This window comes from Pseudomonas moraviensis (assembly GCF_900105805.1).
GTDB lineage: Bacteria > Pseudomonadota > Gammaproteobacteria > Pseudomonadales > Pseudomonadaceae > Aquipseudomonas > Aquipseudomonas moraviensis_A.
On the sequence record NZ_LT629788.1, the window covers coordinates 1,250,909 to 1,268,519 of the forward strand.

The following is a 17,611-nucleotide window of genomic DNA, read 5'->3' on the forward strand; positions in this document are numbered from 1 at the left end:
GGCAATTGTCAGTCTGGCGCGGCAGCGCGTCGTATTCGTCGGTAATCGTTTGCAGCAGGCGCTCGGCAATGATCGGGGGGCTGGCGAGTGAGTGCTCGTCGGTAGCCGGCATAGCGGGGCGGGGCATAAGTCTTCCTTCGGGCTGATCGATCACCTTGTGGCGAGGGCGCTTGCTCCCGCTGGACTGCGTAGCAGGCCCCGGATGTAAAACACTGGGCCTCTTCGCCCCAACTCAAGCAAGCTCTCTCGCCGCAATGTTGCTGGGTTGCGGCTGATATTAGGGGGGCTTTTGCAGTTCTGCTTTGCTGAAACGATGCAGTGCATAGTAGAAAATTGCGTACGAACGCGGTGGGGTTAGCCGTTTGTCTTCTATATACAGCCGCTCGACTGAATTTCTTGCTATAAACGCACTCCGATGGCCATGTGAAGCCTGTGTCAGAGCAGTTTCCTGGTCCTGTCGGACAAATTCCCTGTATTTACTGTTGCTGAGGTCTTGATCGGGCCTTAGACTGCCGCCCCTCGTAAATTGAGTGCCGGGTGGCGTTTGCAATAAAACGATGCCTTTTCGACGGCCCCCACGGTTCGCCGAAACGCTCCCTTATTCGCCTTAATGCACGTTTTTTTATAGAGATATCAATGACAAAGGACAAGTTGCTGGCCATGCCGGCAGATGACTACATGAATGCAGAGCAACACGCTTTCTTCACCGAGCTGTTGCAGAACATGAAAGTCGAAACCCACGAGCGCATTGAGCAAAATCGTATCGCCATCGAAAGCCTGGACACCCCGGCTGACCCGGCGGACGCGGCTTCGGTTGAAGAAGAGCGCACCTGGCTGGTCAATGCGATCGATCGCGACCAGCGCATGCTGCCGCAACTGGAACAAGCCCTTGAGCGCATCAAGGACGACAGCTTTGGCTGGTGCGACGACAGCGGCGAGGCCATCGGTCTCAAGCGCCTGCTGATCAGCCCGACCACCAAGTACTGCATCGAAGCTCAAGAGCGTCACGAGCAGATCGACAAGCACCAGCGTCAGGCCTGATTCTGTGGGGTGACCCTTTCAACAGGGCGCCTTGAAAAGATCGCAGCCTCCGGCAGCTCCTACACGGGCGTTGCTGAAGGCTGCGATCTTTGCTTTTGCTCGTCTGCACTCTTCCCGAACCGTTCCATTGACCTGCCACAGACCCACGACTAACGGACCATGGATAATGGCGTTGTAGTGGCGTTTAATGCAGGTACAACAATGAGAACAAACGTGGGGTGTTAGAGATGACGAGAGACGGATCTCTGGTTGCGGCGCTGCCTGCACCAGTGCTTTTGCCGAAAGAACGCTGGATCGCACCGGCCCTGCAAAGCATTGCCCTGATGCTGTTGCTCGCCGGCGTGGCCCTGACCGACTGGTCGCTGTACCTCGGCATGCCGCTGGCGGTGCTGATCGTCTGGCTGCCGCGCCTGCGTTCACGCAACGTTCCTGCCACTGTTGCGGTCGATAGTGCGAGCGCATTGTCTGCACTGACCCGGGATCTTTCCTACACCACCAGTCACAACGCACTGTCGGCCGCCGGCGTGGCGTTCTCGGTCAAGGCGCTGGCCAGCAAACTTGAATCGCAACTCGACGCGGCGGCGCAGATCGTCAGCAACGCCGAAGTGATGATCGCCACCGAGCAGGCCACCTCGCAGCTCAGCCGCGAGGCGCTCGACGCCGCCAGCGAAGCGCATCAGAGCAGCGCGGCGGGACGTAGCGAATTGCTCGACTCGATTGCGCGCATGCAGCAACTCAGTCAACGCGCCAATGCCAGCCGCGAATTGATCGAAGCCTTGAGTGTGCGCAGTGACGACATTCAGCGCGTGACGCTGGTGATCCAGTCGATTGCCAGCCAGACCAACCTACTGGCCTTGAACGCAGCGATTGAAGCGGCCCGGGCCGGTGAACATGGGCGCGGTTTTGCTGTGGTCGCCGATGAAGTGCGCGGGTTGGCGGCGCGTACCGCGGCGGCCACGGGCGAAGTCGGCGAAATGGTTGCTGACATTCAGCAACGCACCGCGCAGGTGGTGGCGCAGATTCGCGAGTTGTCGAGCGATCTGCACATTGGTGTTGAACAGGTCGAACACACCGGCCAGCATTTGGAGAACATCGCACGACTGGCAGCCGGCGTCGAAACCCAGGTCAGCGAAATCGCCCGCGGCGCGCAAACCAATCGCCAACAGCTTGATGCGCTGTTCAGCGCAATCGAGCAAATGCGCAGTGATCTGGCGATCAGCGACCAACAGACCCGCCGCCTCGCAGAAGCAGCGGTGCAGATGGAGGGGCAGGCGGAAACCATCAGCGAACGCTTGGCCGAGGTGGGCCTGGACGACTATCACCAGCGCATTTATGACCTGGCGCGCGAAGGTGCGAGTCAGATCGCAGCGCGCTTCGAGGCGGATGTCGAGCAGGGGCGGATCAGCCTGGATGATTTGTTCGACCGCAGTTACCAACCGATTCCGGGCACCGAACCGGCCAAATTCCAGACCCGGTTCGATCGTTACACCGATCAGGTCTTGCCGGCGATTCAGGAACCGCTGTTAGCGCGTCATGAAGGCTTGGTGTTCGCGATCGCCTGCACGCAGCAGGGCTATGTACCGACGCATAATCAGGCATTCAGCCAACCGTTGACAGGTGATGTGCAGGTCGACACGGTGAATAACCGCACCAAGCGCAAATTCAGTGACCGCACGGGTAGCCGTTGCGGCAGCCATCAACAACCGGTGCTGTTGCAGACTTACACGCGCGACACGGGTGAGCTGATGCATGACTTGTCGGTGCCGATCATGATCAGGGGCCGTCATTGGGGCGGGTTGCGTCTGGGTTACAAACCGGAAAATCCGCGCTGAGATTGTTACCGTTGGCGCAATGAATCTGTGCACGGCCCTTGCTGTTTCCGCGCGAAGGAAAGTATTACTCTGCCGACTTAGTTAGGTAGCTAATTATTCGGAGAGCACATGCAGTGCAGGGTGGATGTGGCAGTGATGATCGGCAGCGGCGTGCCGGCCGGATTACGTGCGCTGGGGCGCAGTGTGTGTTGGGTGGTTCTGCTCAACGGTGAGCGACGCGGCACAGCCTTCGCCAGTCGCGATGAGGCGGAGGAGTGCAAGGCTGCCTGGCTCGAACAATTGAGCATCGAGCCCGGCGACAGCCTGCACTGATCGCCCTTATTTGCCGCGATGCAAACGTACGTTCAGCTCATCGACAATGACCGCTTCCTCACCGTCGGCACGCAGCCACTCTTTGAGTAATTGCGCCTGTTGGGGCGTCCAGAAACCGGCATCGATCAGTTTGGTATCCGGGTCCAGCGGATGGGCTTCGACAAAGTCATTGATCGACGCTTCATCGGCCGGTAGGCCCAGCTGTTCGAAAAGGGTGGTCAGGTTAAGCTCGGTTGGCAGTTCCATCATCTACTCCTGGGTCGGTGCCGATAGGGCTTGTTCGCTCACTTCCTTATCAGAGGCATGCGCTGGCGCGGAGTTCGATTTTTGATTCGAGCGAGCGGGCGAGGGCGCACGCTTCGTTGTGATTGCCGCGGAAACCTCTGACACGTCCCGTGGATATTTCCTTGATATGAAAGAAGGCGATGCCCGCTGGCACCACTTGGAAGTGCGGGGTTTGGTGATTGTTAGAAGATGTCGGAAGCTGATCGAGGTCGGCAACCTGCACCGTCAGAGGTGTGCTGATTCCTGCGTCAGCCGACGTGGCGAAATGAGTCAAGGTGCACATATGAAGTCCTTTTCATCAGTCGGCCTGAATTTAACGGCCGTTGCGGGTAGTCGTAATGAGCATCGCTGCTCTAGAATCGCCAGAACCTGCTGACGACCGGGCTTATCTAAAGCAATTTTTCGCCAGCGATATGTCGGAAAAGTGCTTTTTTTCGTGAGAAATTTCCCTAAAGTTCGTAGTCAGATTTGCTCTAGTCGCACTTGAGGCTTTTTCCTTCAAGGTTTGGCGATTTCAGAGCGGGTTTCACTAATGACAATCCAGTAGTCTACGAACCTCGCGATTCAAGAGCGCTTTGCTCGCGTCGGGTTTTTGAGTGTCTTTGCAGTTTTCATCGGCCTGGCCGTTTCTTTGCCGTGGGCGTTTTTCGCTGCGCGGTTTTTCAAATGTGGGGATGTTTCTTTGGCAGTCAGTAACCTCGATATGCATGCTTTGTTCGTGCTGGGTGATTTGCGTGCAAAGCTGGTCAAGCAATTCCAATCACGTTTTGTTTACATCACCGAGCAAAACGCCGAAGGCATTTACATCGCCGAAATCGATACCGAAAGTGCGTTGGTAGTCGATGACAAACCGGGGCTCAAACTCAAGGTCGGCGACCATTTCATTGCATCGGTTCTGCCCAGCCGTGAAGGCGGCAAGATGGACATTCGTTTTCGCGACATCAAACTGACGGTCTACGGCCTGGGCGATTACGCGTTTGTCAGCACGGCCGACGGTCACGCGATCCTGTTCAAGGAAGGCCATAGCGTCGTCACCGTGTTTGCCGCCAATGAACAATTGCAGGAAGGCCTGACCAAAACCCTGAAAGCTGTCACCGCCAAAGCTGCCAAATGGCGCAAGGGCGAGCTGGTCACGTTCAAGGCCAGCGAGTGAGCCGCGCGCAATTCCATTCGCAAAACCTCGACAATGCACGTGCAGAAGCGCAGCGCCTGCTCGCCCGAAAAGCCGAACTGCAAGGTGCCTGGCTGAGTTGGGTGGCGTCGCAGATCTACGCATTGCAACCGGCGGCTTACGCCAGCATGGTCAGACGTGAGCTGCAAAGCCTGCAGGAAAAGTCTGAAATGTAATCGCGCGCGCAGCAGACCCCGGAAAAAGCAGGAACCTCGGCTAAAGTCAGTTGACTGAGTCATTCAGAGGCTTGCGTTTCTGTCAGGCCAACTGCCATTGCTGTGAACAGCACGAGGTGCGATGCATGAACGGATTTCGACGGTTACTGGCTGCCAGCGTGGCCACCTTTGGTTTGCTGACGTCAGCGCAATCGCTGCAGGCTGCACAAGCGCCGATCCACTTTGCCGACCTGAACTGGGAAAGCGGCAGCCTGATCACCGAGGTGTTGCGGATCATCGTCGAGAAAGGCTACGGCTTGCCGACCGATACCTTGCCGGGCACGACCATTACCCTTGAGACCGCGCTGGCCAACAACGACATTCAGGTGATCGGCGAAGAGTGGGCGGGGCGCAGTCCGGTCTGGGTCAAGGCTGAGGCAGAAGGCAAGGTCGTCGGCCTTGGCGATACCGTGAAAGGCGCCACTGAAGGCTGGTGGGTGCCGGAATACGTGATCAAGGGCGACCCGGCCAAAGGCATCAAGCCGCTGGCGCCGGATCTGCGCAGTGTCACGGATCTGAAGAAGTACAAGGATGTGTTCAAGGACCCGGAAAGCCCGGGCAAGGGTCGTTTCCTCAACAGCCCGATCGGCTGGACCTCGGAAGTGGTCAACAAGCAGAAGCTCACGGCGTATGGCTTGCAGGACGATTTCACCAACTTCCGCAGCGGCTCGGGTGCCGCGCTGGATGCCGAAATCAGCTCTTCGATTCGTCGCGGTAAACCGGTGTTGTTCTATTACTGGTCGCCGACGCCACTGCTTGGCAAATTCAAACTGGTGCAGCTGCAAGAGCCACCGTTCGATGCCGAAGCGTGGAAGACGCTGACCGACGCTGATAATCCCAATCCGAAACCGACCCGCTCGCTGGCATCGAAGCTGTCGATCGGCGTATCGACGCCATTCCAGAAACAGAATCCGCAAATTGCCGAGTTCTTCAGCAAGGTTGATTTCCCGATCGAGCCGTTGAACAAAGCGCTGGCGGATATGAGCGATAAACACACCGCGCCTCGTGAGGCGGCGGTGGCGTTCATGAAAGCGCATCCGGATGTGTGGCAAGCGTGGCTGCCCAAGGATGTGGCCGACAAGGTGACGGCTGATCTGAAATAACGCGAACAAAGTACCGCACCGCCGACCGGTCGTGCACCGGCAAAAAATCCGACTACGATGGTTTGTTCAAATCCCTTTGAAGGATTTCAACCATGACCTTTGTGTTGGCTCAATGGCTGGTGACGGTCTTCGCGGCAATCGGCCTGATGCACGTGTATTGGGCGTTGGGTGGGCAATGGGCGGCTGCGGTGGTGGTGCCGCAGGTGCCGGTGTCTGGCTTCGTCGCCACTGTGCGCCCAGCGTTCAAGCCTTCAGGCTGGCTGACTCTGTTAGTTGCCGCTGCGCTGTTGGTGATCGCGGCGCTGGTTTGCATGCGGGTCGGTTGGGGAGTGCCTGCGGTGCAGCACAAGGCACTGCAGTGGGTCATCAGCGCGATTGCGTTACTGATGTTTGCCCGAGCGATCGGTGATTCGAATCTGGTCGGTTTTTTCAAGGAAGTGAAGGATTCGCGATTCGCACGGCTGGATACCTGGGTGTATTCGCCGTTGTGTGCGCTGCTGGGGGCGGGGTTGTTGGCGGTGGCCTGGGTCTGAGCTGATCCGGGATTTGCAACGACCCGACTGGCCTCTTCGCGAGCAGGCTTGCTCACACATGGCAACGCATCTCAAAAATGTAGGAGTGAGCCTGCTCGCGATGGCGGCGTCATAGCCACCGCCAAAATCTCAGCTTCCGCTCTCGGTCTGGCGGCTACTGACCTCAGCTGGCACATCATCCCCAGCCATACGTTTGCGAAACAGCGCTGCCCGCGCCAGCAGCAACGTCGTCACCGGCACGGTGATCGCCAGCAAAACCGGAATCAGCCAGGCATGCACTACCGGCCCGGATTTCAGTGCTGAAAAGCAGATGATCGACGCCAGTGCCACACACCATGCCCCGATTGTCGAGGCTAGTGCTGGCGGGTGCATGCGCTGGAAGTAGTCCTTCATGCGCAGCAACCCGGTCGCGCCCAGCAGGGTAAAAACGCCGCTCAGCACCAGCAGAGCCGCCACCGGGATCTCGACCCATAGAGACAATTCGGCATTCATTCGATCACCTCGCCACGCAACAGGAATTTCGCCAGGGCAAACGAGCCGACAAAGCCGAACAGTGCGATCAGCAGCGCCGCTTCGAAGTAGGTATCACTGGCGTAACGGATACCCAGGGTCAGCATCATCAACATGGCGACGATGTACAGATAATCCAGCGCCAGAACCCGATCCTGAGCTGACGGGCCTTTGAACAACCGAACCAGGGTCAAAGCCATCGCCATACAGTACAGAAACAATGTCAGCAGGATCGCATTCGACAGTAATGGGCTCATTCGAAAATCTCCATCAACGGTCGCTCGTAAGTGCTCTTGAAGTGCTCGATGAATTGCGCTTCATCGTCCAGATCCCAGACGTGCAACAAGAGAACGCTGCGATCCAGCGCCAGTTCCGACCATACAGTGCCGGGCACCACGGTGCAGATCATCGCCAGTGCCGCCAGACCGTGGGCATCGCGCAGGTCCAGTGGCACTTTGATGAAGCATGATCGCGGTGGGCGGCGTCCGGCGTTGAGTACGCCCCAGGCGACGATCAGGTTGGACATGATCACGTCACGGCCGACCAGGAAGAACAGGCGCAGGATGGCCATGGGGTTACGGATGCGCGCGCGTTTAGGTCGCAGCTTGCGCATCATCAGCGGCGCAGCGAACCCCAGAGCGGCGCCGAGCAGCAGGTTGCCCGGGCTGACCGACAGGTTCAGGGTCAGCCACAGAATCCACAGGGCCAGCGATAACCAGGGAGCCGGAAACAGTCGGTTCATGGCTGCACCTCGAGCATGTCGGCTCTGGCCTGCGGGCTCGGCACCGCGCGCGTGCCAAGGACGGCCAGCACATATTGCTGCGGATTGTTCAGCGCATCGGCCGTGGCCTGGGTGTAGCGCAGCAGCGGTTCAGCCTTGAAAGTCAAAGCGATGCTCAGCCCCAGTAGCAGGAAAATCGGCGCGCATTCAAGTTTGCGCAGCAATGGCGATGGCCGTTCTTCCGGCGTCCAGAAGCGCTGGATACCGAGGCGCGAAAAGGCCATCAGGGAGGCCAGGCCGGTCAGGATCAGCAGGGCCAGCAATCCCCACGCGCCGGGAGACAGCGGCGCCTCGGTGCCAAGCCCCAGCGGGTTGAGCAATGCGCCGATCAGGCCGAGCTTGCCGATGAATCCGGACAGCGGTGGCATGCCGATGATCAACAGTGCGCAGGCAATGAAGCTCAAACCGAGAAACGCCATGGTCCACGGGATGACTTGGCCGACCACGGCTTTCTGCTCGTCGTCGAGGTTGATGCCCTTGGGCGGTTGCAGCGATTCCTGCGGACGCGGCAGCAGTTCGCTTTCGTCTTCCAGTGGGATTTCGTTGGCCGAGCGCGAGCGTTCGATCAGTTCAGCCAGCAGGAACAGTGCGCTCAGCGCCAGGGTCGAGCTGACCAGATAGAACAGCGCAGCGCCGATCAGGTTCGGCTGCGCGAAGCCGATTGCCGAGAGCAAAATGCCCGCCGACACCAGAATGCTCAGGCTGGCCATGCGCTCCAGACGCTGTGCGGCGAGGATCGCCAACCCTGCGCAAGCCATGGTCGCCATACCGCCGTAGATCAGCCAGTCGCCGCCGAAGAAAGCCGAGGCGCCGGCCTGACCGGAAAACAGCAGGGTCCACAGGCGCAGGAGGGTGTAGACGCCGACCTTGGTCATGATCGCGAACATCGCTGCCACCGGCGCGCTGGCCGAGGAATAGGCCGGCACCAGCCAGAAATTCAGCGGCCACATGCCAGCCTTGGCCAGAAACGCTACCGCAAGAATCCCCGCCCCCGCATGCAGCAAACCACGATCGGCTTCCGGCACCAGCGGGATCTTCATCGCCAGATCGGCCATGTTCAGCGTGCCGGTCACCCCATAGATCAACGCCGCGCCGATGAGAAACAGCGACGAGGCCAGCAGGTTGATCGAGATGTAATGCAATCCTGATGACACCCGCGCGCGGCCGGATCCATGCAGCAACAGGCCGTAGGAGGCGGCGAGCAACACTTCGAAGAACACGAACAGGTTGAACAGGTCCGCCGTCAGGAAGGCGCCATACAGGCCCATCAGCTGAATCTGAAACAGTGCGTGGAAACTCGAGCCGGCGCCGTCCCAGCGGGCCATGGCGAAGAGCAGGGCACTGACGCCGATGATCCCGGTCAGCACCAGCATCAGTGCCGACAGGCGATCAACCACAAGGACGATGCCGAACGGGGCCTGCCAGTTGCCCGGCAGGTACACGCCGATGGAGCCGGGCACGCCAGTGGTCTGGGTCCATTGCAGCAGCATTACCGAAATGAACAGGCCGACGAGGCTGGAGAACAGGTTGATTTTCGCCTTCAGCGGCCGGTGCTTCTCGCCCAGCATCAGCATGATCGCGGCGGTCAGCAGCGGCAGCAGGATCGGTGCGGCGATCAGGTGAGTCATTGCCATCATTCTTTAGGCTCCCGGCCGTCGACATGGTCGGTGCCGGTCAAGCCGCGCGAAGCGAGCAATACGACAAGAAACAGCGCGGTCATGGCGAAGCTGATGACGATCGCCGTCAGTACCAGCGCCTGGGGCAGCGGGTCGGTGTAGTGCAGCAGATCCTGGGTCACGCCGTCCTTGATCACCGGCTCTTTGCCGATGAACAGGCTGCCCATGCTGAAAATGAACAGGTTGACCGCGTAGGACAGCAGGCACAGGCCCATGACCACCTGAAAGGTACGCGGCCGCAGGATCAGCCAGACCCCGGACGCGGCGAGAATGCCGATGGCGATTGCGATGACTTCTTCCATCAGACGGCTCCTTTGCTGGCGACGGACTTGGGCAGCGATGCTGTCTTGTGACCACGCACCGATTGGTGGGCGAGGGCGGTGAGGATCAGCAGCGTCGATCCGACCACTACGGCGTACACGCCGATGTCGAAGAACAGCGCGCTGGCGATATGGATATCGCCGAGCAACGGCACGCTGATGTGCCAAGTGTGGGTGGTAAGGAACGGATAGCCGACCAGCATCGCACCGAGACCGGTGGCGGTCGCGAACAGCAGCCCGGTGCCCATCCAGCGCAGTGGGCGCAGGCTCATCTGCGCCTCGACCCACTGGGTACCGGCAACCATGTATTGCAGAATGAACGCGACCGACATCACCAGCCCGGCGACAAAACCGCCGCCCGGTTGATTGTGTCCACGCATGAACAGGTAGAACGACACCACCAGCGCGACAGGCAGCAGCAGACGGACCAGCACCGCCGGGACCATCATGAAGCCAAGTGCCGTGTCGCTGGCCGAACGCGGGTTGACCAGATCGGTAACCACGTCCGGTGCCAGCAGGCGCTGCTGGGCCGGCAACTGCAGGCTTTCCTTGGGCGGGCGGAAGCGGCGCAGCAGGGCGAATACGGTGAGCGCCACGGCGACCAGGACGGTGATTTCGCCGAGGGTGTCGAAGCCACGGAAGTCCACCAGCATCACGTTGACCACGTTGCTGCCGCCGCCCTCGGGCAGGGCGCGACTGAGGTAGAACGAGGAAATGTGGTTAGGCGTCTGTCGGGTGAGCATGGCGTAGGACAGCAGGGCCATGCCGGCGCCGACGGCAACCGAGAGCAGCAAGTCGCGCAGACGCCGAATCCGCGCCTTGCGCAGGCTGCCCGGCAATGGCGAAACTTCTTCGATACGTCGCGGCAACCAGCGCAGGCCAAGCAGAATCAACACCGTGGTTACCACTTCGACCGCCAGCTGCGTCAGCGCCAGATCCGGCGCCGAGAACCAGACAAAGGTCACGCAGGTCATCAAGCCACAGACGCTGACCATCGTCAGGGCGGCGAGACGGTGATACTTGGCTTGCCACGCGGCGCCAAGCGCACAGGCAATCGCCAGCAGCCACAGGGTCACGAAGACAATCGAACCGGGGATTTTCGGCCGGTCGCCCCAGCTCAGGCTGCTGTGCAGCATCGGGATCAGACCAGCGAAGACGGCGGCCAATACCATCAGAAAGAGCTGCATCTGCAAACGTTTGGTGCCGAGTCGACGCTCGACACGCCGGGCGATGCGCATCATCACGACCAGACTGCGCTCGAACAGCCGCTTGCCGTTGAAGCGGCCCACCAGCGGCGGGTACTTGAAGCGGCCGAGCTTGAACTGCTTGCGCAGCAGCAGATACAGGACGATGCCACCGGACATGGCGATCAGGCTCATGATCATCGGTGCGTTCAAGCCGTGCCAGATGGCGAGGCTGTATTCCGGCAACTCACCACCAACAACCGGCAGTGCCGCAGCGGCAAGCAATGGCCCGACAATCTGCGCCGGGAAAATCCCCACCAGCAGGCAGGTGAAGACCAGCAGCTCCACCGGCGCGCGCATCCAGCGCGGCGGTTCGTGCGGGGTGTGCGGCAGATCGGTAGCGGTGGGGCCGAAGAACACGTCGACCGTGAACCGCAGCGAATAGGCGACGCTGAACATGCCGGCGATGGTCGCGACGATCGGCAGGCTGGTTTCGACCCACGCGGTGGCGTTGATGAACACGGTTTCGGCGAAGAACATTTCTTTCGACAGGAAACCGTTGAGCAACGGCACGCCGGCCATCGAGGCACTGGCGACCATGGCCAGCGTCGCCGTATAGGGAATCAGTTTGATCAGACCACTGAGTTTGCGGATGTCACGGGTGCCGCTTTCGTGGTCGATGATGCCGGCGGCCATGAACAGAGAGGCTTTGAACGTGGCGTGATTGAGGATGTGAAAAACCGCGGCGACCGCGGCCAGTGAACTGTTCAGGCCCAAGAGCAAAGTGATCAGGCCCAGATGGCTGATGGTCGAATAGGCCAGCAAACCTTTGAGATCGTTCTGGAACATCGCGCAGTACGCGCCGAGCAACAGCGTACAGGCGCCGGCACCGCTGACGATGTAGAACCATTCTTCACTGCCCGACAGCGACGGCCACAAACGTGCAAGGAGAAAAACCCCGGCCTTGACCATGGTCGCCGAGTGCAGATATGCCGAGACGGGAGTCGGTGCCGCCATCGCGTGGGGCAGCCAGAAATGAAACGGAAATTGCGCGCTTTTGCTTAGCGCGCCGATCAGAATGAGTGGCAAAAGAACGGGGTAGAGGGCATGTGCGCGAATCAGATCACCGGCGGCCAGGACCTTGTCGAGGTCGTAGCTGCCGACGACATGGCCGAGAATCATGACCCCCGCCAGCAGGCATAACCCGCCGGCACCGGTGACCATCAGCGCCATATAGGCACCGCGTCGCGCATCGGCGCGGTGGTGCCAGTAGCCAATCAGCAGGAATGAGAAGAGGCTGGTCAGCTCCCAGAAAAACACGATCTGAATCAGGTTGCCAGAGATCACCAGACCGAGCATGGCGCCCATGAATGCCAGAAAAAACGCGAAGAAACGCGGCACCGGATCGTCCGGCGACATGTAATAACGAGCATACAAAGAGACGAGTGTGCCGATGCCCAGCACCAGCATCGAAAACAGCCAGGCGAAGCCGTCCATGCGCAAAATGAAGTTCAGCCCCAGGCTGGGCAACCACATGAATTCTTCGCGGATGACGCCGCCGTGGGCGATTTGCGGGTACAGCATCGCGACCTGAACGGTGCCGATCAAGGCAACCAGGCCCGCCAGCAGCGATTCGGCATTACGCGCATTGTGCGGCAGCACAGCTGCCAGACAGCTGCCAATGAATGGCAGAAGCAGTAGAACTATCAGGGACATAGGCTTCTAATCTGCGGAAGTTTGTGAAGCATCATACGTGCCAGCTCCCCGATCACCAAACGCGAGGATGTCTCAGAATCCTACAAAGTAGTCTGGAATTTTGTGTTTAGCGTTGTTTCAGAGACGGATTTGATGCCGCAAAAGTCCTCACCGCGAGCAGCTCACTCCTACAATTTGCAACGCGTTCACCTGTAGGAGTGCGCCTGCTCGCGATAGCTATTTATCGTGCAAGGCAGATTCCCGATCTCAACCAAGCGTTTCCTGCTCCAGTTCATCCTGCGTTTGAACAACCTTACCCTTGGTCTTCAACTCACTGACAATCACCGCTGCAACAATCAACCCGGCCCCAACCAGCGCAATCGCCGGCAAACGCTCTCCGGCAATTCGTCCGACGATCCCGGCCCACACCGGTTCACCTGCGTAGATCAACGTTGCCCGAGTCGGTGAAACGCTCTTCTGCGCCCAGTTCATTGCCACCTGAATCGCTGCACTCGCCGCGCCCAGGCCCAGAGCCGTCGCCAGCAACAACCAGGAAAAGTCCGGAATCACTTCACCGGTCGGGATTACCAGCAGGAACGACAACATCGCCGTGACCGCCAGTTGCACCACCGTCACCCGGCGCACATCGACCTGCCCGGCGAAGGTGCTGATCAAAATGATTTCGGCAGCAATCGCCACGGCGCTGATCAATGTCGCAATTTCTCCGGGACTGAAGTTCAACGCCGCCCCCGAAGGGCCCGACAACAGCATCAGCCCGGTAAACGCCAACATGATCCCGATACTTGGCATCAGCCCCGGTCGCCGTCCCAACACCAGCCATTGCAGCAAGGGCACAAAAGGCACATACAGTGCGGTAATGAACGCCGACTGGCTGCTTGGAATCGTTTGCAACCCGACTGTCTGCAAGCCGTAGCCGAGCATGATCGCCACGCCGATGAACGACCCCGCCTTGACCTCGAACACGGTCAGCTCCCGCAAGTGACGCCAGGAAAACATTGCGACGATTGCCGCCGCTGCTGCAAAGCGCAGGCCGACGAAAAACATCGGGCCACTGACCGTCATGGCATGCTGCACAAGCAGAAACGTGCCGCCCCAGATCATGGTAATCAGCACCAGCACGCACTCGGCTTTGCTGAAGCGGGAGAAGCGGATGCGGGAAGAAGAATTGTTCGGCGACATCATGACCTTGCGCACTGTAAAAGAGAGGCCGCACAATGCCGCCAACGTTGCGCAGTATACTGCCCAACCCCACCGAGTGAGCAATATAGTGCACAAAGATTCGACTCAGCGAGCCTCCGTCCTGCAACACGTCAGCCAGAATGTCCGACGTCTGCGCCATGCTGCGGACATGAGCCAGGCCGCGCTGGCGGAAAAATCCGGGGTGAGCCGACGCATGTTGGTGGCGATCGAGGCCGGCGAGAAGAATGTCAGCCTGACCACGCTTGATCGCGTCGCCGAAGCGCTGGACGTGGCCTTCAGCGATCTGATTCAAGCCCCCGATGCGCGCGACCCGAGCCGGATCAACGAGGTTGCCTGGGCGGGCGCGATTACCGGCAGCAGGGCCGTGCTACTGTCCAAGGCCACCGCGACCCGCGAAGTCGAGCAATGGGAGTGGTGTCTGCAACCGGGCGAGGTCTACCCGTCGCAACCAGACGCCGATGGCTGGAGCGAGCAAATCTACGTATTCGAAGGCTGTTTGACGCTGATGCTCGGCGATCAGCCGCAGCACATCAATAAAGGAGAGTTTTTCATGTTCGCCAGCAATCAGCCGCATTCTTATCGCAACGATGGCGAAGTCGCAGCGTGGTTCGTGCGTAATGTGGTGATCTGAATGGAGCAGCCTGCGGACATCCTGATCATCGGCGGCGGGCTCAGCGGCACGATGCTGGCGGTGCAATTGTTACGTCTGCCTGGACAACGAAGAATTTTGATCGTCGAGTCGCGTACTGAACTGGGGCGGGGGGAGGCCTACAGCGCTGTCGAGTTGGGGCATACGCTTAACGGCAACGCTGCGCGGATGAGCGTCGACCCGGATAATCCTGATGATCTGACGCAGTGGTTGAGCGCGCATATTGCTGCTGGCGGCTGGCCGGAGTCGGCTGAGCAGGATGTGCCGGTCAGTGACCTGTTTCCACCTCGTGGGCTGTTCGGTGTCTACGTACAGCACCGGCTTGCAGAGGCCAGGGAAGTGGGTGCGCTGCAAGGTTCGACTGTCGAACACATCTGTGCCGAGGCCGTCGACCTGCAAGTTGATCCCGCTTCAGTGAAGCTCACCTTGAGCGATGGTCAGCTTTTGCAGGGTTCCCGCGCCGTCCTCGCCACCGGCATGTTCCCCGCCGCCCGCACGCCGCAGACGCAATCCACTGGACTCAATGCCGCCGCCCTCGATCCTTGGGATGTGGCGGCCATGCGCAATCTCGATCCGCAATCCACCGTACTGATCATCGGCTCCGGTCTGACCATGGTCGATGCCGTGGTGTCGCTGGAGCAGGCCGGGCATCGCGGGCCGATCGAAGTGTTTTCACGGCATGGGTTGCTGCCCCATGTTCGTCGGCAACCGCCAGCCTGGGTGGATTTTCTGGCGCAGGATCACAGCATCCGTACGCCGCGCCAGTTGTTGCGCGAACTGCGTCGGCACTGTCGCGATGCCATCGCCCAAGGCATCGATTGGCAGGCACCACTGGATACGGTTCGCGCGCATATTGGACGGCTCTGGAGTCAGGCGACTGACGTGCAGCGTCGACAATTCGTACGGCATGTACGGCCGTGGTGGGAGAGCCATCACCATCGCTCGCCGCCGCTGAGTGCCGAGTTGATCGAGCGGCTGAGTAAGGCAGGGCGCTTGCGCATTCATGCCGCTTCGTTCAAGGGGCTTGAGCCGGGCAGTGGCGATGCTGTGGCCATTCGCATCCGTCCTCGCGGTGAGACTGAAACACGCGTCGTGAGTGGTGCGGCGCTGATCAACTCCAGCGGCATCGAATACGACTGGCGGCGGGTTGCTCGGCCGTTGCCGCAGCAGTTGCTGGCGCGGGGACTGGTGCAGGCGGGGCCGTTGGCGCTGGGGATCGCCGCTGTGGACGGCGCAGTGCTGGATGCCGATGGGCGCGTGAGTGCTCAGCTGTTTGCCATGGGCCCGCCGTTGCGCGGGATGTGGTGGGAGAGTACGGCGGTGACGGATGTCGCGGCGCAGGCTAAAGCGTTGGCAGGGCGGTTGGTGAAGAGTCTGAGGGATTGATGCGTTCCCTGTGGCTCGCCCCTACAGGATATTGAGGTTGTGAAAACAATTTGCGCCACACCGCAGCCCCTGTAGGAGTGAGCCTGCTCGCGATAGCGGTGGTTCAGTCAATAAAAGCTGACTGATAGACCGCGATCGCGAGCAGGCTCACTCCTACATTCGTTGCGTGGTGCCTGAAGGTATTACGCAACCACCCGATAGCACGGCACGTATGCCGCGCCACCCGGCAACTTCATCCGGTGCTGGGCGACAAAGGCCTTTAGCAGTGCATCCAGCGGCTGCATGATCGCCGCATCACCACGAATCTGATACGGCCCGTGTTCTTCGATCAGGCGAATTCCCTTGTCCTTGACGTTGCCGGCGACGATGCCGGAAAACGCTCGACGCAAATTGGCCGCCAGTTCATGCGGTGGCTGGTCGCGGTGCAGTTTGAGATTGGCCATGTTTTCGTGAGTCGGATCGAACGGACGCTGGAAGCCCTCGTCGATCTTCAACAGCCAGTTGAAATGAAACGCATCGTTCCGCTCGCGGCGGAACTGCTTCACCGCTTTCAGTCCCTGGGTCATCTGCCGCGCCACTTCGGCCGGGTCATCGATGATGATCTCGTAATGCTGCTTCGCCGCTTCGCCGAGTGTTGCGACGACGAACGCATCCAGTTGCTCAAGATACGGCGCGGCATGCTTCGGCCCGGTGAGGATCACCGGGAATGGCAGACCTTCGTTGCCCGGGTGCATCAGGATACCGAGCAGGTAGAGGAACTCCTCGGCAGTACCGGCGCCGCCCGGGAAGATGATGATGCCATGTCCAACACGGACGAAGGCTTCCAGACGCTTTTCGATGTCCGGCAGGATCACCAGTTCATTGACGATCGGGTTTGGCGCTTCGGCAGCGATGATGCCCGGCTCGGTCAGGCCGAGGTAGCGGCCGCCGTGAATGCGCTGTTTGGCATGGGCGATGGTTGCGCCCTTCATCGGGCCTTTCATTACGCCCGGGCCGCAACCGGTGCAGATGTCGAGGCTGCGCAGGCCCAGTTCGTGGCCGACTTTCTTGGTGTACTTGTACTCTTCGGTGTTGATCGAGTGGCCACCCCAGCACACCACGATTTTCGGCTCGACGCCCGGGCGCAGGGTGCGCGCGTTGCGCAGCAGGTGGAATACATAGTCACTGATGCCCTGGGAATTGCTCAGATCGATGCGCTGGCTGTCGAGTTCGTTCTCGGTGTAGACGATGTCGCGCAGAGCGCTGAAGAGCATCTCGCGGGTACTGGCGATCATCTCGCCGTCGACGAACGCGTCGGCCGGAGCGTTCAGCAGCTCCAGGCGCACCCCGCGATCCTGTTGGTGAATACGGATTTCGAAGTCTTTGTAGGCTTCGAGAATGGTCTTGGCATTGTCGACATGCGCGCCGGTGTTGAGGATGGCCAGGGCGCACTGGCGGAAGAGGGTGTAGGTGCTGCCGGATCCGGCTTCGCTCAGTTGTTGGACTTCACGTTGAGAAAGGGTTTCCAGACTGCCTTTCGGGCTGACCGAGGCATTGATTACGTGTCGTTGGGTCATGCAGTGATCCTTAAAACGATGCCTTCCGCAACGCAGCGGAGGGCATCCGAATAGTGTGTATCCATGAATGAAGATGGCACGATCTGCGCTGTACCGCCATGTCCCCGTTGGACGCTGAAAAGATGAAAAGGAGCCCAGCAT

General features: G+C 59.9%; 19 protein-coding genes and 1 pseudogene. 9 read left to right on the plus strand and 11 right to left on the minus strand.

Going from position 1 to position 17,611, the window contains the following annotated elements; translation table 11 throughout:
• Window positions 1-13 precede the first annotated feature (13 nt).
• A pseudogene (locus BLU71_RS27245) lies at window positions 14-127 on the minus strand (MurR/RpiR family transcriptional regulator); the annotation flags it as partial.
• A gap of 509 nt (window positions 128-636) precedes the next feature.
• Here BLU71_RS27245 and BLU71_RS06030 point away from each other — a divergent pair.
• The 3 genes from BLU71_RS06030 to BLU71_RS06040 all read left to right on the plus strand — a co-directional run bounded on the left by BLU71_RS06030 (window position 637) and on the right by BLU71_RS06040 (window position 3,185).
• Window positions 637-1,041 (plus strand): TraR/DksA family transcriptional regulator, encoded by a 405-nt coding sequence (locus BLU71_RS06030; RefSeq protein WP_016775095.1) that lies wholly within the window; start codon window positions 637-639, stop codon window positions 1,039-1,041.
• 608 nt (window positions 1,042-1,649) lie between these two features.
• A complete protein-coding gene (locus BLU71_RS06035; RefSeq protein ID WP_419866580.1) occupies window positions 1,650-2,873 on the plus strand; it encodes a methyl-accepting chemotaxis protein in 1,224 nt (407 codons plus the stop codon).
• A gap of 108 nt (window positions 2,874-2,981) precedes the next feature.
• On the plus strand, window positions 2,982-3,185 hold the full coding sequence (locus BLU71_RS06040; protein ID WP_042606705.1) for a hypothetical protein: 204 nt from the start codon (window positions 2,982-2,984) through the stop codon (window positions 3,183-3,185).
• Between the two features lie 6 nt (window positions 3,186-3,191).
• On the opposite strand, the gene BLU71_RS06045 is transcribed toward BLU71_RS06040, so the two are convergent.
• Both BLU71_RS06045 and BLU71_RS06050 read right to left on the minus strand, forming a co-directional pair.
• Window positions 3,192-3,431, minus strand: a complete 240-nt coding sequence (locus BLU71_RS06045; RefSeq protein ID WP_064363491.1) for a DUF2789 family protein — start codon at window positions 3,429-3,431, stop codon at window positions 3,192-3,194.
• 49 nt (window positions 3,432-3,480) lie between these two features.
• Window positions 3,481-3,753: a hypothetical protein gene (locus tag BLU71_RS06050; RefSeq protein WP_042606707.1), complete on the minus strand. Its 273-nt coding sequence runs from the start codon at window positions 3,751-3,753 to the stop codon at window positions 3,481-3,483.
• Window positions 3,754-4,152: 399 nt separating this feature from the next.
• Here BLU71_RS06050 and BLU71_RS06055 point away from each other — a divergent pair, with 399 nt between their 5' ends.
• From BLU71_RS06055 to BLU71_RS06070, 4 genes are all read left to right on the plus strand, one after another.
• Entirely contained in the window at window positions 4,153-4,623 is a 471-nt protein-coding gene (locus BLU71_RS06055) for a hypothetical protein (protein WP_039763128.1), read from the plus strand.
• Window positions 4,620-4,817 (plus strand): hypothetical protein, encoded by a 198-nt coding sequence (locus BLU71_RS06060; RefSeq protein WP_083352548.1) that lies wholly within the window; start codon window positions 4,620-4,622, stop codon window positions 4,815-4,817. Before BLU71_RS06055 ends, BLU71_RS06060 begins: the two co-directional genes overlap by 4 nt.
• A gap of 125 nt (window positions 4,818-4,942) precedes the next feature.
• The gene (locus BLU71_RS06065) at window positions 4,943-5,959 is read left to right on the plus strand and encodes an ABC transporter substrate-binding protein (RefSeq protein ID WP_083352549.1); all 1,017 of its coding nucleotides are present in this window, start codon (window positions 4,943-4,945) and stop codon (window positions 5,957-5,959) included.
• A gap of 92 nt (window positions 5,960-6,051) precedes the next feature.
• Complete coding sequence (locus tag BLU71_RS06070) at window positions 6,052-6,492, plus strand: DUF3995 domain-containing protein (RefSeq protein ID WP_064363488.1); 441 nt, start codon at window positions 6,052-6,054, stop codon at window positions 6,490-6,492.
• Window positions 6,493-6,621: 129 nt separating this feature from the next.
• Here BLU71_RS06070 and BLU71_RS06075 read toward each other — a convergent pair whose 3' ends face one another.
• The 7 genes from BLU71_RS06075 to BLU71_RS06105 all read right to left on the minus strand — a co-directional run bounded on the left by BLU71_RS06075 (window position 6,622) and on the right by BLU71_RS06105 (window position 13,861).
• The gene (locus tag BLU71_RS06075; RefSeq protein WP_083352550.1) at window positions 6,622-6,984 is read right to left on the minus strand and encodes a Na+/H+ antiporter subunit G; all 363 of its coding nucleotides are present in this window, start codon (window positions 6,982-6,984) and stop codon (window positions 6,622-6,624) included.
• Window positions 6,981-7,259 (minus strand): K+/H+ antiporter subunit F, encoded by a 279-nt coding sequence (locus BLU71_RS06080; RefSeq protein WP_042606712.1) that lies wholly within the window; start codon window positions 7,257-7,259, stop codon window positions 6,981-6,983. The genes BLU71_RS06075 and BLU71_RS06080 overlap by 4 nt, the downstream gene beginning before the upstream one ends.
• Complete coding sequence (locus BLU71_RS06085) at window positions 7,256-7,744, minus strand: Na+/H+ antiporter subunit E (protein WP_083352551.1); 489 nt, start codon at window positions 7,742-7,744, stop codon at window positions 7,256-7,258. The genes BLU71_RS06080 and BLU71_RS06085 overlap by 4 nt, the downstream gene beginning before the upstream one ends.
• Window positions 7,741-9,420, minus strand: a complete 1,680-nt coding sequence (locus BLU71_RS06090; protein ID WP_042606714.1) for a monovalent cation/H+ antiporter subunit D — start codon at window positions 9,418-9,420, stop codon at window positions 7,741-7,743. Before BLU71_RS06090 ends, BLU71_RS06085 begins: the two co-directional genes overlap by 4 nt.
• Window positions 9,417-9,761: a Na+/H+ antiporter subunit C gene (locus BLU71_RS06095; protein ID WP_016775082.1), complete on the minus strand. Its 345-nt coding sequence runs from the start codon at window positions 9,759-9,761 to the stop codon at window positions 9,417-9,419. Before BLU71_RS06095 ends, BLU71_RS06090 begins: the two co-directional genes overlap by 4 nt.
• A complete protein-coding gene (locus BLU71_RS06100; RefSeq protein ID WP_083352552.1) occupies window positions 9,761-12,679 on the minus strand; it encodes a monovalent cation/H+ antiporter subunit A in 2,919 nt (972 codons plus the stop codon). The genes BLU71_RS06095 and BLU71_RS06100 overlap by 1 nt, the downstream gene beginning before the upstream one ends.
• Before the next feature lie 246 nt (window positions 12,680-12,925).
• Window positions 12,926-13,861 carry a DMT family transporter gene (locus BLU71_RS06105; RefSeq protein WP_083352553.1) on the minus strand — a complete coding sequence of 312 codons (936 nt, stop codon included), beginning with the start codon at window positions 13,859-13,861 and terminating at the stop codon, window positions 12,926-12,928.
• A gap of 85 nt (window positions 13,862-13,946) precedes the next feature.
• On the opposite strand from BLU71_RS06105, the gene BLU71_RS06110 reads away from it, so the two are divergent.
• Together BLU71_RS06110 and BLU71_RS06115 are read left to right on the plus strand one after the other, a co-directional pair.
• Window positions 13,947-14,510: a helix-turn-helix domain-containing protein gene (locus BLU71_RS06110; protein WP_065616148.1), complete on the plus strand. Its 564-nt coding sequence runs from the start codon at window positions 13,947-13,949 to the stop codon at window positions 14,508-14,510.
• Window positions 14,511-15,914 (plus strand): FAD/NAD(P)-binding protein, encoded by a 1,404-nt coding sequence (locus BLU71_RS06115; RefSeq protein WP_083352554.1) that lies wholly within the window; start codon window positions 14,511-14,513, stop codon window positions 15,912-15,914.
• A 182-nt stretch (window positions 15,915-16,096) separates the two neighbouring features.
• Here BLU71_RS06115 and ppnN read toward each other — a convergent pair whose 3' ends face one another.
• Window positions 16,097-17,470: a nucleotide 5'-monophosphate nucleosidase PpnN gene (gene ppnN, locus BLU71_RS06120; RefSeq protein ID WP_042606719.1), complete on the minus strand. Its 1,374-nt coding sequence runs from the start codon at window positions 17,468-17,470 to the stop codon at window positions 16,097-16,099.
• Window positions 17,471-17,611: the final 141 nt, after the last annotated feature.

Excerpts from the sequence above, each read along its gene's own strand:
- BLU71_RS06065 (WP_083352549.1), top strand. The coding sequence starts at position 4,943 with ATGAACGGATTTCGACGGTTACTGGCTGCCAGCGTGGCCACCTTTGGT.
- BLU71_RS06030 (WP_016775095.1), top strand. The coding sequence starts at position 637 with ATGACAAAGGACAAGTTGCTGGCCATGCCGGCAGATGACTACATGAAT.
- ppnN (WP_042606719.1), bottom strand. The coding sequence starts at position 17,470 with ATGACCCAACGACACGTAATCAATGCCTCGGTCAGCCCGAAAGGCAGT.
- BLU71_RS06105 (WP_083352553.1), bottom strand. The coding sequence starts at position 13,861 with ATGATGTCGCCGAACAATTCTTCTTCCCGCATCCGCTTCTCCCGCTTC.
- BLU71_RS06085 (WP_083352551.1), bottom strand. The coding sequence starts at position 7,744 with ATGAACCGACTGTTTCCGGCTCCCTGGTTATCGCTGGCCCTGTGGATT.
- BLU71_RS06040 (WP_042606705.1), top strand. The coding sequence starts at position 2,982 with ATGCAGTGCAGGGTGGATGTGGCAGTGATGATCGGCAGCGGCGTGCCG.
- BLU71_RS06035 (WP_419866580.1), top strand. The coding sequence starts at position 1,650 with ATGATCGCCACCGAGCAGGCCACCTCGCAGCTCAGCCGCGAGGCGCTC.
- BLU71_RS06095 (WP_016775082.1), bottom strand. The coding sequence starts at position 9,761 with ATGGAAGAAGTCATCGCAATCGCCATCGGCATTCTCGCCGCGTCCGGG.
- BLU71_RS06050 (WP_042606707.1), bottom strand. The coding sequence starts at position 3,753 with ATGTGCACCTTGACTCATTTCGCCACGTCGGCTGACGCAGGAATCAGC.
- BLU71_RS06090 (WP_042606714.1), bottom strand. The coding sequence starts at position 9,420 with ATGATGGCAATGACTCACCTGATCGCCGCACCGATCCTGCTGCCGCTG.
- BLU71_RS06070 (WP_064363488.1), top strand. The coding sequence starts at position 6,052 with ATGACCTTTGTGTTGGCTCAATGGCTGGTGACGGTCTTCGCGGCAATC.
- BLU71_RS06100 (WP_083352552.1), bottom strand. The coding sequence starts at position 12,679 with ATGTCCCTGATAGTTCTACTGCTTCTGCCATTCATTGGCAGCTGTCTG.
- BLU71_RS06045 (WP_064363491.1), bottom strand. The coding sequence starts at position 3,431 with ATGGAACTGCCAACCGAGCTTAACCTGACCACCCTTTTCGAACAGCTG.
- BLU71_RS06075 (WP_083352550.1), bottom strand. The coding sequence starts at position 6,984 with ATGAATGCCGAATTGTCTCTATGGGTCGAGATCCCGGTGGCGGCTCTG.
- BLU71_RS06080 (WP_042606712.1), bottom strand. The coding sequence starts at position 7,259 with ATGAGCCCATTACTGTCGAATGCGATCCTGCTGACATTGTTTCTGTAC.
- BLU71_RS06115 (WP_083352554.1), top strand. The coding sequence starts at position 14,511 with ATGGAGCAGCCTGCGGACATCCTGATCATCGGCGGCGGGCTCAGCGGC.